Annotated in this window: 17 protein-coding genes and 1 riboswitch; of the genes, 12 read left to right on the top strand and 5 right to left on the bottom strand. The window is 66.3% G+C overall.

The window, feature by feature from the left end:
• Positions 1-41: 41 nt before the first annotated feature.
• Positions 42-1,343 carry an FAD/NAD(P)-binding protein gene (locus IFJ75_RS14155; protein ID WP_225896836.1) on the top strand — a complete coding sequence of 434 codons (1,302 nt, stop codon included), beginning with the start codon at positions 42-44 and terminating at the stop codon, positions 1,341-1,343.
• Here the strand turns inward: IFJ75_RS14155 and IFJ75_RS14150 are convergent, their stop codons facing one another.
• From IFJ75_RS14150 to IFJ75_RS14135, 4 genes are all read right to left on the bottom strand, one after another.
• Positions 1,344-1,703 (bottom strand): hypothetical protein, encoded by a 360-nt coding sequence (locus tag IFJ75_RS14150; RefSeq protein WP_207868822.1) that lies wholly within the window; start codon positions 1,701-1,703, stop codon positions 1,344-1,346.
• 67 nt (positions 1,704-1,770) lie between these two features.
• Positions 1,771-2,628, bottom strand: coding sequence for a DUF2461 domain-containing protein (locus IFJ75_RS14145; RefSeq protein ID WP_225896835.1), 858 nt, complete (start codon positions 2,626-2,628; stop codon positions 1,771-1,773).
• 116 nt (positions 2,629-2,744) lie between these two features.
• Positions 2,745-3,383, bottom strand: a complete 639-nt coding sequence (locus tag IFJ75_RS14140; protein ID WP_207868821.1) for a hypothetical protein — start codon at positions 3,381-3,383, stop codon at positions 2,745-2,747.
• Between the two features lie 125 nt (positions 3,384-3,508).
• Complete coding sequence (locus IFJ75_RS14135) at positions 3,509-3,787, bottom strand: hypothetical protein (protein ID WP_207868820.1); 279 nt, start codon at positions 3,785-3,787, stop codon at positions 3,509-3,511.
• Positions 3,788-4,030: 243 nt separating this feature from the next.
• Between IFJ75_RS14135 and IFJ75_RS14130 the strand changes: the two genes are divergently transcribed.
• Complete coding sequence (locus IFJ75_RS14130; RefSeq protein ID WP_207868819.1) at positions 4,031-5,221, top strand: DUF262 domain-containing protein; 1,191 nt, start codon at positions 4,031-4,033, stop codon at positions 5,219-5,221.
• Positions 5,222-5,223: 2 nt separating this feature from the next.
• Positions 5,224-6,264 (top strand): MAE_28990/MAE_18760 family HEPN-like nuclease, encoded by a 1,041-nt coding sequence (locus tag IFJ75_RS14125; RefSeq protein WP_225897115.1) that lies wholly within the window; start codon positions 5,224-5,226, stop codon positions 6,262-6,264.
• 4 nt (positions 6,265-6,268) lie between these two features.
• Here the strand turns inward: IFJ75_RS14125 and thiC are convergent, their stop codons facing one another.
• Entirely contained in the window at positions 6,269-8,098 is a 1,830-nt protein-coding gene (gene thiC / locus IFJ75_RS14120) for a phosphomethylpyrimidine synthase ThiC (RefSeq protein WP_207932621.1), read from the bottom strand.
• A 205-nt stretch (positions 8,099-8,303) separates the two neighbouring features.
• Positions 8,304-8,412, bottom strand: a riboswitch (TPP riboswitch).
• Between the two features lie 194 nt (positions 8,413-8,606).
• On the opposite strand from thiC, the gene IFJ75_RS14115 reads away from it, so the two are divergent.
• Genes IFJ75_RS14115 through trpB form a run of 9 tightly spaced genes read left to right on the top strand, consistent with a single transcriptional unit; the run spans position 8,607 to position 16,221 of the window.
• Positions 8,607-9,026 carry a BLUF domain-containing protein gene (locus tag IFJ75_RS14115; RefSeq protein WP_207868817.1) on the top strand — a complete coding sequence of 140 codons (420 nt, stop codon included), beginning with the start codon at positions 8,607-8,609 and terminating at the stop codon, positions 9,024-9,026.
• A gap of 55 nt (positions 9,027-9,081) precedes the next feature.
• On the top strand, positions 9,082-10,080 hold the full coding sequence (locus IFJ75_RS14110) for a D-cysteate sulfo-lyase (RefSeq protein WP_207868816.1): 999 nt from the start codon (positions 9,082-9,084) through the stop codon (positions 10,078-10,080).
• On the top strand, positions 10,080-10,739 hold the full coding sequence (locus IFJ75_RS14105; RefSeq protein ID WP_207868815.1) for a cysteate racemase: 660 nt from the start codon (positions 10,080-10,082) through the stop codon (positions 10,737-10,739). Before IFJ75_RS14110 ends, IFJ75_RS14105 begins: the two co-directional genes overlap by 1 nt.
• A gap of 42 nt (positions 10,740-10,781) precedes the next feature.
• Entirely contained in the window at positions 10,782-11,741 is a 960-nt protein-coding gene (locus IFJ75_RS14100) for a nucleoside hydrolase (RefSeq protein WP_207868814.1), read from the top strand.
• On the top strand, positions 11,738-12,586 hold the full coding sequence (locus tag IFJ75_RS14095; protein WP_207868813.1) for a ribokinase: 849 nt from the start codon (positions 11,738-11,740) through the stop codon (positions 12,584-12,586). The genes IFJ75_RS14100 and IFJ75_RS14095 overlap by 4 nt, the downstream gene beginning before the upstream one ends.
• Before the next feature lie 40 nt (positions 12,587-12,626).
• Positions 12,627-13,526 (top strand): class I SAM-dependent methyltransferase, encoded by a 900-nt coding sequence (locus tag IFJ75_RS14090; protein WP_207868812.1) that lies wholly within the window; start codon positions 12,627-12,629, stop codon positions 13,524-13,526.
• A 34-nt stretch (positions 13,527-13,560) separates the two neighbouring features.
• Positions 13,561-14,301: a pseudouridine synthase gene (locus IFJ75_RS14085; protein WP_207868811.1), complete on the top strand. Its 741-nt coding sequence runs from the start codon at positions 13,561-13,563 to the stop codon at positions 14,299-14,301.
• A 31-nt stretch (positions 14,302-14,332) separates the two neighbouring features.
• Positions 14,333-14,974, top strand: coding sequence for a phosphoribosylanthranilate isomerase (locus IFJ75_RS14080; RefSeq protein ID WP_207868810.1), 642 nt, complete (start codon positions 14,333-14,335; stop codon positions 14,972-14,974).
• Between the two features lie 32 nt (positions 14,975-15,006).
• Positions 15,007-16,221: a tryptophan synthase subunit beta gene (trpB, locus tag IFJ75_RS14075; protein ID WP_207868809.1), complete on the top strand. Its 1,215-nt coding sequence runs from the start codon at positions 15,007-15,009 to the stop codon at positions 16,219-16,221.
• The last annotated feature ends 2 nt before the right edge of the window (positions 16,222-16,223 follow it).

Below are 16,223 nucleotides of genomic sequence, written 5' to 3'. Positions count from 1 at the left end.
AGGCGACCCGGTCCAGAACCGGGGCATGAGCCGGGGTGGTCGTGACTGAGTCTGAGAAGCGGATCGCGATCGTCGGCGGCGGGTTTTCCGGCGCCATGCTGGCCGCCCGGCTGGCCGAGAGCGGCCTGCCTTCGGTCCTCATCAATTCCACGCCAGAGGTCGGTCTCGGCGTCGCCTACTCGACCCCGTTCGAGGGCCATCTGCTCAACGTCCGGTCCAACCGGATGACGGCGGTCGAGGGGCGGCCCGACGACTTCGTCGACTGGCTGAAGGCCAACCGGCCCGAGCTGGGCGAGCCCTCCGACTTCGCTCCGCGCAAGGTCTATGGCGACTATGTCCGCGCCCGGCTGGCGGCGGTGGAAGCCGCCCATCCGGGGCTGATCGAGCGCCGGGTGGCGAGCGTCGCCGCTGTGACGCCTTCCCGCCTGATCCTGTCGGACGGCGAGGCCCTCGAGGCCGATACGGTCGTCCTGTGCACCGGCAATCCGGCGCCCAACGCGGGTGACGCTCGCGGTGACCGGATCATCGGCGATCCCTGGGCGCCGGGGGCGCTGGACCGGATCGGCCTCGCGGACGACATCGTCATTGTCGGCACGGGCCTGACCATGGTCGATATGGTTCAGGTGCTCGTCGCGCGCGGCTGGATCGGCAAGGCGACGGCCGTGTCTCGGCGGGCGCTGATGCCCAGGCCGCATAATCTGTTTCCGGACACCCCGACGCCCCTGCCGCCCGAGGCCCTGTCCGGTCCGCTGTCGCGGCGGCTCAAGGCGGTGCGCGCCCTGGCCCGGCAGGGGTGCTGGCGCTGCGTGATGGAGGCCTATCGTCCGATCACGGCCGATCTCTGGATCGCCGCGACGCCCGACCAGCGCGCCCGGATGGTGCGGCACCTGCGGCCCTGGTGGGACGTCCATCGCCACCGGATCGCGGCCCGGATCGGCCATGCGCTGGACGCCCTGAAGGCGGCCGGGCGGCTGAGCGTTCTGGCCGGGCGGCTGGGCCGGGTCGAGTGCGGCCCGGACGCCGTGACGGTCCACTGGTCCCCACGCGGAGGAGGCGTCGCCGCGCCCCTGACCGCCGCCTGGATGATCGACTGCACCGGGCCGGGCCATTCGGCGGCGACCGATCCGCTGACGGCGCCGCTGATCCGGAGCGGCCGGGCGCGGATGGACCCGCTGCGGCTGGGGCTGGAGCTCGACGCCGCCGGGCGGGTGCTGCACGCCGACGGGACGCCGGACCCTTCGCTGTTCGTCCTCGGTCCTCCGGCGCGGGCGGCCTTCTGGGAGACCATCGCCGTGCCGGATATCCGTAAACGGATCGAGGCGGTCGTCGCCGCCCTGAGCTGATTACTGAGCGCGCGCCGGGAAGCTGGGCAGGCGACCGTCCGGCGTGGTCACGTCGTAGGAGATCGGCACCGAGCACTGGCCGATGCGGCGCTCCAGCAGGAGGGTGACGCTGACCGGGTCGCCCTGACGGAACATCAGATCGCTGAGCGGCGAGCGGGTGTCCGCCCCGCGAACGGTTGCGCTGTCCCCGGCCTGATGCACCTCGCCATTGCGGCAGTCCCGTTGTGCGGCCTGCTGCGCCGCGGCGACGCGGCCGATCACCTCATCGGCGTCGATCATCCGGACGGGCGGCGCGGCGGGCGGAGGCGTCGGGGCGCCGGCGAGGGGGTCGGCGACCAGCATCAGCATCAGGGGCAGCATGGGCGTTCTCCGTGACGAGAGCCGAGCGTAATCCCGGCGGGCGGCCGCCGCCAATCACAACTGCGGGTCATGCCGCCGCACCCGCACCCGTGCCCGCGCCCAAAGCCTTCCAGCCGAACTCCAGCAAGGGGCGGGCGTCGGCGGCGAAGGCGGCGACGACCCGGGGCAGGGCGTCCGAACCGATCTCGGCGCCGGTCAGCCGACGACGGACGATCCAGCGGGTGCGCTTGAGGGCGGGGTCCAACGGGCCGCCGGACTGGTCGGCGAAATCCCTCGGCATCTTCTTGACCGGATCGCCGGGCGCGAGTTCGAGGCCGGCCTTTTCCAGCGCCTCGACCATGGCGAAATACGCCGCCGGATTGGCGACCATGGCGCGGCGGACGGCGTCGATATTGGGCCGTTCCGACAGCCAGAAGCCGGCGGCGACGAAGGGGCCGGAGCCGGAATAGTCGCCCTCATCGTTCGGCTTCACCTCGGTTGCGGCATCGGGTGCGATCCCGCGCGCCGAAGGCAGGGTGGAGGGATCCAGCGGGTCGATGCTGTCGGGATCGAAGTCGAGGACCGGCGCCCGCGACCCGCCCTCGGGCTCGATATGGATATAGACCATGCCCGGCGACATCTTGCGCCATTCGCCGTCGGGGCCGGTGCGGCTGACGGTGGCGGCGACATGCACCTTGTACGGACATTTGTCGTTGGAGAAGCGCACGTCGCGATGAATGCGGAACTGGCTCTTCCTCGCATCGCCGCGCAGGGGCAGGCCGCGCGCCGCCAGCAACGGATTGAGATCCTCGATCAGGGCCGCCAGCCCGGGCTTGAGCCCCTCGTCATAGGCGGCGCGATGGGCGGTGAACCAGTCGCGGTCGTTGTTGGCGGCAAGGCCGGTCAGGAAGGCGAGGTCGGAAGCGGCGAAGCCTGAGAAGGTCATGGAGGTGATCCAGGGCGTCTCGCCGCCGAGGTAAGTCTTCGGTGAGCGAGACGTGTCAGTGAGCAAGGGGTGAGCAAGGATCGAGGCGGCGATACAGGCCCCTCACGTCTTGCTCACTAACACCTCTCGCTCACCCCGCTAAAGGCGGTCGATGCGGACTCCAGAACAGGGTCCGATGAGTCCGCTGACTCCGCTTCGGTCCCGATCGCGTCGCCCCGGTGGAAGCGCAGGGCCTCGTCTTCCTCGATCATCCGCTCGCCCTCGGCCTCGACGGCCTCCATGACCAGACCGACACGACGCCAGCGCAGGGCCTCGACGGCGTCGCCGCGCATCACCGCCCGCAGCATCCGCCGATGGGCGATCCAGGCCAGTTCGCCATAGTCGACCCGGTCGAGATCGCCGCCGACCCGGTCCTCCAGCGCCCGGCCCTCGTCCCACGGGTCGAGCCGTGTCGGCGGAGTCCAGGGCTGGTCCCGCCGCCGCCAGCCCTCGCGCGCCGCCCGGGTGCGCAGGGCGGTGCGCCCGACCCCGTGGCGCGCACAGACCTGGGCCGCCGACATCCCCTCCAGATAGTCCGCCCGCGCCTCGGCCCAGACGGCTTCGGATGCGACGCGCCGCCCGTGGCGGCGCGCGTCCCCGGCGCCTGTTTCGATGGTGACGACATCCTCGTCCCCGTTCTGGGCCCCGTCCTCGTTCTCGGCCATGATCCTGATCCCTGCCTGTGCAGCCGCCAGTTTACGGGCGGTCTGGACCATGCATGGTCGAAGGGCGACGACGGCGCGCGATCCCTTGCCGGGCAAGGGGTTGGCGGCGGAAATCGCGAGGGCTCGGCTGCTGGAGTGCGCATTCCATCCCGGCTTTGGGCCGGGCAGCGGCAGTCCTAGAGCCGCTCGATCCGCCCGATCCTGAGACGGCCCACGCTGAGCTCATCGACATGCAGCCGACGCACCCGCGCCCGGTTCACGCCCAGCCGGCCGATCGACAGCCGGCCGATGGCCAGAGCCCCGATCGCCAGGGCCCCGATGGCCAGCGCCCCGATCGCCAGGGCGCCCAGAGCCAGCGAGCCGATCGCCCCGGTCCCGAGCGCCCCCGCGCCCGACGCCACGGCGCCGGCCTTGGCCGAGCGGACTTCGACGGGCGGGGTGAGTGGGTGGGTCATGGGAGGGAGAATGACCGAGGTATGGGAGCGTGCAAGGGGGATGTTTCGCCCGCCTTCCCCTCTCCCGACGGGAGAGGGCTTGAGCCTCGGAGAGCCGCACGCGATCCGCAAGGCGAAAGGGTGAGGGGCTGGCGACCCGCAACGTCTCCGCCCGCTGACGCAGGAAGTATACGGCTATAGAGGGCTTCTATTCAGCCGAGCGTATAGCTAGGATTACTCCCTCACGACCAACTAGGCCTCTGAATGTCACTCCTTCCCCAAGAACGCGCGATGTGGGAGCGTTACCCTCTTCCACCCGAAACTGCACTTTCGGATGGGCAGATCAGTGAGAAGTATCTTCGTGGCGAAGGACGTATCGTCCTAGAAAACAATCGTGAAAAGCTTCCCGGATTCGTGGAGCAACTTGAACGATATGAGTACATGGATCTTCGTCCTTTTTATCAACGTCGTCCGAAATGGGACGTTGAGCGCCAAAGTCGACTAATTGAGTCTTTTATAATAAATGTGCCGGTGCCACCCGTCTTTCTTTACGAGAGAAATTTCAATTCGTTTGAAGTGATGGATGGGCAGCAGAGAATTACCGCCATACGTGATTTTTATAATAATAAATTTGCACTAAAGGGTCTGCAGTACTGGCCAGAGCTGAACGGTAAGCGTTACCATAGCCTTCCATCCGTGGTAAGATCGGGTATAGATCGGCGGTCGATATCATCGATCGTCATGCTTAAGGAATCTGCTTACCAAGACGATGAGGCGGCGATACTGAGACAGATCGTTTTCGAGCGCCTCAATACGGGTGGAGTCGAGTTAAAGCGACAAGAGATTCGAAATGCGATGTACCAAGGTGCCTTTAACGATGCGCTGTTGGACATGTCGAAAAATAATGTGATCCGAGATGCGTGGGGACTGCCGCGATACGATCCAGAAGAGATGAGCAGTTCTGATGCGCCTATTCTCAAAAAATCGTTCTTCTCAGACATGGAAGACGTAGAGATAGTACTGAGATTTTTTGCTCTTAGATGCGTTGATCAATACCGTGGCGGAATGCAGAATTTCTTGGACCAATATATGGTCAGATCGCGAGATTTTTCAGATTCCGACATTTCTCAGCTGCAATATATGTTCGATAAAACTGTTTGGAGAGCCGGTTCTATCTTTGGAGATCGCGTATTTTGTTCGTTTGATCCCAAAAAAGACCGTTGGACTCAGGCACCCCAGAAAGCAATTTTTGACGCCGTTATGGTCGCGTTGTCGAACATAGATGATCCGCTCGACGATTTGGCCAAACGTCGAGACTTGGTCGTAGATGAGACGCGGAGAATGATTCTCGACAATCCGCCGGGCACTTTCACGGGGCGGGGTAACACCAAGAAGGACATCATTGCCCGGATCGGCTTGTTCGAGGCACTTTTCCGGCGCGTTATTTCGCTTTGATCGTGTTTTCTACAACTTGGGAAATACTCGAAAGAGATCTTGCCTCACTCCGAGCGTTTGCTGTCACCAGCGAGGCTCTGAGAAAACTGGTGCTCGCGTACGGCGATGAGTCTGAACCAAGTCTCTTGGGGTACGAGCTGATTGAAGTCAAAAGGTCGGCACCCTCCAATGCTGCGTGGAGAGTTGCAGAGCATGCCGCAGCCATTGGCCGGCTCTATGCCGTATATGAGCATTTCGTTGAAGAACTGCTTGCCAAATGGCTGCTAATGCGTACCCAGGGAATCACGTATGCGACCATGCCATCGGAGTTCCGGGCCGCATATGAACCACTATTTGCTTCGATGCTCCAACGAGCGGGCGAAGGTCGTTATGACCACCTTTCCTATGAGGCGATGATCGCAGATCAAGCAGTCGCTTATTCTGGTGTAGATGAGTGGCGGATTTATCCAGAGTGCTTGATCCATCATGATCGAAATTTGCGCTTTGAAACGCTAAATGAGATTGCGTCTAGGTGTGGCGTATCAGATCTTTCAAATTGGGTGAGCCGAAGTGCTAGTTTGGCGACTTATTTCGGGGATCGAAGTTCGTTGCTGGAGAGGACGCAAAAAACTCTCAAAGAAATTATACAGTATAGAAATGAAGCGGCTCACGCCCACACATCTATTGATGAGACCGTTGGGCTTGAGCAATTTTTGCAGTATGTTGACTTTATGGAGGCTCTTTGTAGGTCGTTTTATGAACGCGTGTCTTGGCTATCTGTTGAATCTCTTCAGCTAAAGCAAAGATGCCGATCTATAGGGCGTGTTACTGAGGTTTATACGCCCGGTACTAGAGTGGTGGTTATAGTCGAAGGTATAACCGTCCGTGTGGGTGATAGCTTTATATTAAGGTCAGAATCCTCGTGTTTTATTAGATCGGTCGTTAGCATCCAAGATAATGGATCTGCAATTGATCAAATCGTGGTCGCTAACTCCAAGGAAGTCGGCCTTGGTTTCGATAAGCCTGTCCGAGTGAACGACCAAGTATTCGTCGCTCAGGTCTGACTCCTCACACCTTCACCTCCACCACCCCGCCGCCCGCGCGGAACTTCGCCGACATCTCCGCCATCCCGGCCTCCGCCTCGACCAGGCTCGCCCCGGCATCGTTCTGGGCCGCCGCATCCCTCCGGATGTCCTGGCTGATCTTCATCGAGCAGAATTTCGGGCCGCACATGGAGCAGAAGTGGGCGGTCTTGTGGGCTTCTTTCGGCAGGGTCTCGTCGTGGTATTTGCGGGCGGTTTCGGGGTCGAGGCCGAGGTTGAACTGGTCTTCCCAGCGGAACTCGAACCGGGCGCGGGACAGGGCGTCGTCGTGCATCCGGGCGGCCGGGTGGCCCTTGGCGAGGTCGGCGGCGTGGGCGGCGATCTTGTAGGTGATGACGCCGTCCTTGACGTCCTGACGGTCGGGCAGGCCGAGGTGCTCCTTGGGCGTGACGTAGCAGAGCATGGCCGTGCCGAACCAGCCGATCATGGCCGCGCCGATGGCGCTGGTGATGTGGTCATAGCCGGGGGCGATGTCGGTGGTCAGCGGGCCAAGCGTATAGAAGGGCGCCTCGTGGCAGTGCTTGAGCTGCTCATCCATGTTCGCCTTGATCTTGTGCATCGGCACGTGGCCGGGGCCCTCGATCATCACCTGACAGCCTTTCGCCCAGGCGATCTTCGTCAGCTCGCCCAGGGTGCGCAGCTCGGCGAACTGGGCCTCGTCATTGGCGTCGGCGATCGAGCCGGGACGCAGGCCGTCGCCGAGGCTGAACGACACGTCATAGGCCCGCATGATGTCGCAGATCTCCTCGAAATGTTCGTAGAGGAAGCTCTCGCGGTGATGGCTCAGGCACCACTTGGCCATGATCGAGCCGCCACGCGAGACGATGCCGGTGACGCGTTTGGCGGTCATCGGGATGAAGGGCAGGCGGACGCCGGCGTGGATGGTGAAATAGTCGACGCCCTGTTCGCACTGCTCGATCAGGGTGTCGCGATAGACCTCCCAGGTCAGGTCCTCGGCGATGCCGTTGACCTTCTCCAGCGCCTGATAGATGGGCACGGTGCCGATGGGGACGCTGGAATTGCGGATGATCCAGTCGCGGATGTTGTGGATGTTGCGGCCGGTCGACAGGTCCATGACGTTGTCGGCGCCCCAGCGGGTGGCCCAGACCAGCTTGTCCACTTCATCGTCGACGGAGCTGAGCACCGCCGAGTTGCCGATGTTCGCATTGATCTTCACCAGGAAGTTGCGGCCGATGATCATAGGCTCGACTTCGGGGTGGTTGATGTTGTGCGGGATGATGGCCCGGCCGCGGGCGATTTCCTGACGCACGAACTCCGGTGTCACGAAGTCGGGGATGGATGCGCCGAAATCCTCGCCGTCGCGGATGCACGGCGCGTTCTGCTCGCGGCGCAGGTTCTCGCGGATGGCGACATATTCCATCTCGGGCGTGATGATCCCGGCCTTCGCATATTCATACTGTGTGACCGGGCGGCCCTCGACGCCCTTGAACACCTTGTGGTTCGAGACGTCGAAGCGGGGGGCGAGGTGGCGGCCCGAGGCGTGGCCGTTGTCCTCGGGCTTGACCTCGCGGGGCTCGAGGACGGGGGCGATGTCGCCGCGGTCCAGCTGCCAGCTGGATTTGACGAGGGGCAGACCCTTCTTGATGTCGATGACGGCGGTTGGGTCGGTGTAGGGGCCGGAAGAATCGTAGATGGTCACCGGCGGCTCGTTGGCGCTCGGGTGGACGGCGACCTCGCGGAAGGGGACGCGGATGTCGGGGAAGAGTTCGCCGGCGACATAGACCTTCTTCGAGCCGGCGCGCTCGCCGGTCGGGATGGTCCCGGTTTCCTTCATCACCGCCTCGCGGGCGTCCTTGAGCGCGAGCTCGACGTTGGGTTCGTGGCTATCGCTCGCGACGCGGTCGCTCGCTGCTTGAGCCACAGGGGACTCTTCCGGCAGGGCGGCCAGAGTCTGGGCAGGAGTGACTTGGATGTTCATGGCGGCCTCAGGTGTTGAGGGCTCCGCCGACGTCGGGTGCGAAATTGGTCCTGTGGCGTGTGGACCGAAAGCGTACTCATCCCTTCGCCGGCATGACCCGGATCAGGTTCGGCCGGTCAGAGGACTACCTCAATCTCAGCGGCTCGAATGCCGCCCCCGGGAGAACGCGGTGACCCTAGGGCAATCAGAGACGGGGCTCAACCGGGGCGCGGGGCTGAATTGAGGCGCGTTTAAGGCGTATTTGACTCGCCCGCAAGCGAGGGTTGTCATATTTCCCTGTTCGATCAGGGCCTTATGGGTTTGGAAAGGTTTACAGGAAATGGTCGTTTCCTAGTAAACCCGCTTCCCCCTCCCCAGGAACGCCATGACAAAGACGCTCCAGCGACTGGTGTATCGCAGCACGGCCACCGGTAGCACGACCTCCCTGCTCAATCTGGTGGCCATCCTCGGCGAGAGCCAGCGCAACAACGACCGCGACGAACTGACCGGCGCCCTGGCCTCTCACAACGGCCGCTATATCCAGGTGGTCGAGGGCGCGGCGAGCACCTTGGACAGCCTGTTGCGGCGGCTGGAGCGGGACCCGCGCCACAAGGACATCAAGCTGCTGGAGCGCGACAACATCACCACGCGCGAGTTCGGCCGCTGGGCCATGGCCAACGCCGTGGTCACGCCCGAGGCGGCGCCGGTGCTGGAAGGCCTGATGGCCTCGGACTTCCCCTCGGCGGCCATGATCGTCGAGGCGCTCAAGGCGGCGGTCAGCGTTCAGCACGCCCAGACAGTCTAGTCTTCGCAGCGTCGTCCAGGCGGCGTAGGAGGGGTCTGCAAACCGGAGCCCCTTCATGCATCTCGCCCGCTTCCCCCGCGTCCGACTGGCCCACCTGCCCACGCCGCTGGAGCCCCTGCCGCGTCTCTCGGAAGCGCTGGGCGTCGAGCTGTGGATCAAGCGCGACGACTGCACCGGCCTGGCCGGCGGCGGCAACAAGACGCGGAAGCTGGAGTTCCTGCTCGGCGACGCCTTCGAACAAGGGGCGGATACGCTGGTGACGCAAGGCGCGGTCCAGTCGAACCATGTGCGTCAGACGGCGGCGGCCGCAGCCTCGCACGGGCTGAAGTGCGAGATCATCCTCGAAGAGCGGACGGGATCGAAGGCGACCGACTACACCCGCAACGGCAATGTCCTGCTGGACCGGCTGTTCGACGCCTCGATCCGCACCGTGCCGGGCGGGACGGACATGGCGGCCGAACTGGAGATCACGGCCGAGGCGGTCAGGAAGCGCGGCGGCAAGCCCTATGTCATTCCCGGCGGCGGCTCCAACCCTACGGGTGCTCTGGGCTATGTCGACTGCGCGCGTGAGATCGTGGTCCAGGCCGATGAGCTGGACATGCAGATCGACAGGATCGTGACGGCGACGGGCAGCGCCGGGACCCATGCGGGTCTGGTCGCGGGTCTGGCGGTCATGGGCGCCGACATCCCCGTGCTGGGCATCGGGGTCCGGGCGCCGAAGGACAAGCAGGAGGCCAATGTCCTCAAGCTGGCCAAGGAAACCGCTGCCCTGCTGGGTCGTCCCGACGCCGTGACCGACGCCATGGTCGTCGCCGACTGCGACTATGTCGGGGCGGGCTATGGGCTGGTCGACGAGGCGGTGATCGAGGCGCTCAAACTGGCGGCGCGCACCGACGGCATCGTTCTGGACCCCGTCTATACCGGCAAGGCCATGAAGGGTCTGATCGCCCTGGCCCGCGCCGGCCGTTTCGAGAACGAGACGGTCGTCTTCCTGCACACGGGCGGGGCGCAAGGCCTCTTCGGCTATCAGGGCGAGATCGAGGGTTCGCTGTAATGAAGGTGTTGGGCGTGCTGGGCGGTATGGGGCCGGCGGCGACGGTGGCGTTTCTGGCGCGGGTCCAGGCCCTGACGCCCGCCGAGGGCGACGCCGATCATATCCGTGTCCTGATGGACATGAACCCGCAGGTCCCCGATCGGAACAGGACGCCCGACCAGGCCGAGGCGGTGCTGGGTCAGATGGCGGCGCGGCTGCGTGACGCCGGGGCCGAGGTCATCGCCATGCCGTGCAACACGGCCCATGCTCAAGGGGCGGGCATTCGGGCGGCCGGGCTGCCCTTCATCGACATGATCGCCGAGACGACGGCGGCGGTGGTCGCCACCGGAGCCCGGCGCGCGGGGATTCTCGCTACCCCCGGCGGCGAGGCCCTCTACACGGCGGCCCTGACGGCAGCGGGGGTGCAGCCCGTGGTGCTGGACGGCGCCGACCGCGAGGCCTTCATGGCCCGGGTCTATGGGGTCAAGGCCGGTGACATGGGCGAGGCGGCGCGGACCCGCATGGCCCAGCTGGCCGCGGCCCTGGTGGCGCGCGGGGCCGATGTGGTGATCGCCGGCTGCACCGAGGTGCCGCTGCTGCTCTGCGCGGCGGATGTCACCGTGCCTCTGGTGGATTCCGCCGAGGTGCTGGCGCAGGTGTGCGTGGAGCGGTGTGGCTGAGACAGGTTGCCTAAAGCCCCGACCCTCGCCAAACCTGTCGCGATGACGACGCGTAGCCTGATTATCGATTGCGACCCCGGGGTGGATGACGCCGTGGGGCTGTTGCTGGCTTTCGCCGCGCCCGGGCTGGAGCTGCTGGCGATCACCACGGTGGGCGGCAATGTCCCGGTCGAGGCGACGGCGCGGAACGCCCGGATCATGCGCCAGATCGCCGGGCGCGAGGACGTGCCGGTCTATGCGGGCGCCGAACGGCCTCTGGTGCGTGAACCCGCGGGAGCGGGCGAGTTTCACGGGCTGGAGGGGACGGGCGACCTGACCGTTTTCGAGCCTGGCGCCCCGATGGCCCAGGGCCATGCGGTCGACGCCATGATCGCCATCGTCATGAGCCGACCGGCGGGCGAGGTCGCGCTCTCGGTCATGGGGCCGATGACCAATGTGGCCCTGGCAATGCGGAAAGAGCCCCGGCTGGCGGCGCATCTGGGCTGTGTGGTGGCCATGGGCGGGGCGCGCAGCGAAGGCGGCAACATCACCGCCTCGGCCGAGTTCAACATCTGGGCCGACCCGGACGCGGCGGCCGAGGTCTTCGCCTCGGGCTGCGAGATGATCGTCATGGGTTTGGACGCCACCCATCAGGTGCGGGCGACCGAGGACCGGATCGCCGCGATCGAGGCTATCGGCACCCCCGCCGCCGAGGCGACCGCGTCCATGCTGCGCTTCTCGCATCGGATCGAACGCGAGATCGTCAGGGGCGAGGACCCGCCCCTGCATGATCCCTGCACCGTCGCCTGGCTGCTCAAACCCGAACTGTTCACGACCCGGCCCTGCCGTATCGAAGTCGAGACCGCGTCCGACCTCACGCGCGGCCATACGGCGGTGGAGTTTCGCATCGACCCCGCGACCGCCCGCCACCACTGGGCGACGAAGGCGGACGGGCAGGGGGTGTTCGACCTGATCACGGCGAAGCTGAAGGCTGCGGCTCCGCAGCAAGGGGCCGTTGGATGAACATCACCGTCGTCGGCTCCATCAACCTCGACTTCGTCGCCTCCGCCCCCAGTCTGCCGGCGCCGGGCGAGACGGTGACGGGCGCGACCCTGATGCGCCATCCGGGCGGCAAGGGCGCCAACCAGGCCCTGGCGGCCGAGAAACTCGGAGCGGAGGTGGCCCTGATCGGCCGCGTCGGCGACGACGGCATGGCCGGGGTCGCCCTGGCGCTGATGGAGGATTTCGGGGTCGATCTGGCCGGGGTGGAGGTCGACATCGCCGCCCCGACGGGCGTGGCCCTGATCGCCGTCGATCCCTCGGGCGAGAACCAGATCGTGGTCGCGGCCGGCGCCAACCACATGGTCACGCCGGAGCAGCTGCCGGCCCGGATCGAGGGGCCGCTGATCGTCCAGCTGGAGCTGCCGATCGCGACGGTGGAGGCTGCCGTCGGCCGCGCCGTGGGGTTCGTCTGCGCCAATCTGGCCCCTGCCGCCCCGGTGTCGGAGGCCCTGCTGCGCCGCGCCGACCTGATCGTGGTCAATGAGGTCGAGGCGGAGTTTTACGGCGACCTGCTGCACCACGGCGGCGGCCGGGTGGTGATCACGCAAGGGGCGCGCGGAGCCGAGATGTACCAGCGCGGGGTCAAGATCGCCTGGGCCAGTCCGCCGAAGATCACGGCGGTGGATGCGACCGGCGCGGGCGACGCCTTCGTGGGCGCGATCACCGTGGCCCTGCTGGACGGAATGGAGCCGGCGGAGGCCCTCAAGTTCGCCTGCGCCGCCGGGGCGGTCGCCGCCACCCGCGCCGGGGCCCAGCCCTCCCTGCCGACGCGGGATGAGGTTGAGGCGCTGCTGGCTAAGGCCTGACTGTTTCCCGTTCGTCGCGGAACCGGCTATAGGCGCCGCGATGAACACGATCCTCTATGGACGGCCGCCGCTGGTCTTCGATCCGCCCGGCGCCGCGACCCAGACCTCGCCCCTGATCCCCGGCTCGACCCCGCTGGAAAGCCTCGCGCCCGGTTCGGTCGACGAGATCATGATCTATGCCCCGCCCGGCGTGCTGGAGCGACGCTATACGCTGGCGCTCGCCCTCAAGGCGCTGAAGGTCGGCGGGCGGCTGGACGTCATGGCCCCCAAGGACAAGGGCGGCTCGCGCCTCAAGAAGGAGCTGGAAGCCTTCGGCGTCGAGATCGGCGAGACGGCCAAGGCGCACCATCGCCGCTGCGTGGTGATCAAGCCCGAAGCGATGACGGGCGTGGACGCGGCCATCGAAGCCGGCGCGCCGCGTCTGGTGGAGGGGCTGGAAGCCTGGTCGCAACCGGGCGTCTTCGCCTGGGACCGGATCGACGGCGGCTCGGCCCTGCTGGCTCAGGTCCTGCCGCCGATGAAGGGTGCGGGCGCCGATCTGGGCTGCGGTTATGGGGCGCTGGCGACGGTGGTGCTGCGCTCGCCGGCGGTGACGGCGCTGAAACTGGTCGACACCGACCGCCGTGCGGTCGAGGCGGCTAAACGCAATGTCGAGGATCCGCGCGCCAGCTTCGACTGGGCCGATGTGCGCACGCTGGACGAGGGCGGCGACCTCGACTTCATCGTCATGAATCCGCCCTTCCACGACGGCGGTGCCGAGGACCGGCGGCTGGGTCAGGCCTTCATCCGCAAGGCCGCCGGCATGCTCAAGAAGGGCGGCGTCCTGTGGCTCGTGGCCAACCGTCACCTGCCCTATGAGAGCGAGCTGAAGGACGCCTTCAAGCGCGTCACCCCGGTCGGCGACGGCGGCGGCTACAAGCTGTTCGAAGCCGTCAAATGAGCCGCGCTCAAGTAGCCCGAAGGGCGATAGCGCAATGAAAAAAGTCCCTACGTCGCGCGTGGACAAGCTGCTCGGCTCCATGGGCTACGGCTCGCGGACCGAGATCGCGCGGCTGGGCAAGGTCGGGGGGATCGTGCTGGACGGCGCCGATCTGACGGATGTGTCGAAACGCATTCCGGTGACGCCCGATCTGCCGTCGCGGATGGAGATCGACGGCGAGCCGCTGGATCCCGTGCCGGGTCTGGTCATCCTGCTCAACAAGCCGCTCGGCATGACCTGTTCGCACAAGGAGGACGGGGCGCTCGTCTATGATGTCCTGCCCGAGCGCTGGCGGCGGCGCGATCCCGCCGTCTCGACCATCGGGCGGCTGGACAAACAGACCTCGGGCCTGCTGCTGCTGACCGACGACGGCGACCTGCTGCACCGGGTGATCAGTCCGAAGAAGCACGTGGCCAAGGTCTATCGCGCCACGCTGGCGAGGCCGCTGGTCGGGACGGAAGGGCCGCTGTTCGAGCAGGGCGGTCTGGTGCTGGAGGGCGAGGACAAGCCGCTGGCGCCCGCCCATCTGGAGGTGCTGTCGCCAACAGAGGCCCGGCTGACGGTGACCGAGGGCCGCTATCACATGGTCCGCCGCATGTTCGCCGCCGTCGGCAACCACGTCGAGGCCCTGCACCGCGAACGGCTGGGCGGGCTGACCCTGCGCGACGATCTGCCGCCCGGCGAATGGCGGCTGCTGGATCAGGCGGAGATCGACGCGATTTTCGGGGGCTCTTGACCTCGGGCCGCCCGCCGCGCACCTGCGAGCCATGACCACCGGCGTGAAAATCTGCGGCCTGACGACACCGGACACCCTCGATGCGGCGCTCGACGGCGGCGCGCGTTTTGTCGGCGCCGTGATCTTCGAGAAGAGCCCGCGCCATCTCGAGCCGCTCGAGGCCGCCTCCCTGTTCGAGCGTGCGCGGCGGCGGGCGAATGTGGTGGCGGTGGTGGTCAATCCGGGCGACCGGCTGCTGACCGAGATCGGTCTGATGTTGAGGCCGAACTTCATCCAGCTGCACGGCTCGGAGACGCCCGGGCGGGCCGAGGAGGTCCGACGACTGACCGGGGCCGGGATCATCAAGGCCCTGCCGATCCGTAGCGCCGAAGACTTCGCCGCGGCCGCCGAATGGGAGCCCTTCGCCGACCATCTGATGTTCGACGCCAAACCGCCCGAAGGCGCGGACCTGCCGGGCGGCGTGGGGGCCTCGTTCGACTGGTCCCTGCTGGCCGGGCGCCGGTTCGCCAAGCCGTGGTTCCTCGCCGGCGGGCTGAACCCGGACAATATCGCCGAGGCGGTCCGGATTTCGGGCGCGCCCCTGGTGGACGTGTCCTCTGGCGTGGAAAGCGCCCCGGGTGTTAAGGACGCAGCCCGGATCGCGGCCTTCCTGGAGGCGGCGCGCCGGTCGTAATTCCGACGCCCGCCTGCCTGAAGGTTCCGCCCGTGAACGCCATCCTCCCCAACGCCTATTCCCAGCCCGACGCCGAGGGCCGTTTCGGCCCCTATGGCGGCCGGTTCGTGCCCGAGACCCTGATGCCGCTGGTGCTGCAGCTGGACGAGGCCTATGCGGCGGCCAAGGCGGACCCGAGCTTCCAGGCCGAGCTGGACAGCTTCCTGACCCACTATGTCGGTCGCGAGAGCCCGCTGTATTTCGCCGAGCGCCTGACCGAGCATTTCGGCGGGGCGAAGATCTGGCTGAAGCGCGAGGACCTGAACCACACGGGCGCGCACAAGATCAACAACTGCATGGGCCAGATCCTGCTGGCCCGTCGGATGGGCCGCACGCGGATCATCGCCGAGACCGGCGCCGGTCAGCACGGGGTGGCGACGGCGACCGTCTGCGCCCGCTTCGGCCTGCCTTGCACCGTCTATATGGGCGCGGTGGATGTGGAGCGGCAGCAGCCGAACGTCTTCCGCATGAAGCTTCTGGGCTCGGAAGTTTTCCCGGTCACCGCCGGCGCCGCGACCCTGAAGGACGCGATGAACGAGGCGATGCGCGACTGGGTGACCAATGTCGAGGACACCTATTACATCATCGGCACGGCGGCCGGGATGCACCCGTATCCGATGATGGTGCGCGACTTCCAGTCGGTCATCGGCAAGGAGATCAAGACCCAGTCGATGGCCCAGATGGGCAAGCTGCCCGAGGCGGTGGTCGCCTGTATCGGCGGCGGGTCGAACGCCATCGGCGCCTTCCACCCCTTCATCGACGACGCCGACGTGCGGCTGATCGGGGTCGAGGCGGCGGGCCATGGGCTGGATACGCCCGACCATGCGGCCTCGCTGAAGGGCGGCCGGCCCGGGGTGCTGCACGGCAACCGCACCTACCTGCTCCAGGACGACGACGGCCAGATCCTGGAAGGCCATTCGATCTCGGCCGGTCTCGACTATCCGGGGATCGGGCCGGAGCACGCCTGGCTGCACGACATCGGCCGGGCCGAATATCGCTCGGCGACCGATCAGGAGGCGCTGGACGCCTTCCAGCTGTGCTCCAAGCTCGAGGGGATCATCCCCGCCCTGGAACCCTCCCACGCCCTGGCCCGCACGGGCGAGATCGCCAGGGAAGTCGGCAAGGGCGGCGATGTGGTGCTGCTGATGTCGGGGCGTGGCGACAAGGATATCTTCCAGGTCGCGAAATATCTGGGTGTGGAGTTGTGAAC

It is taken from the genome of Brevundimonas goettingensis (genome assembly GCF_017487405.1).
GTDB lineage: Bacteria > Pseudomonadota > Alphaproteobacteria > Caulobacterales > Caulobacteraceae > Brevundimonas > Brevundimonas goettingensis.
This window is presented reverse-complemented; position numbering and strand designations above follow the sequence as displayed.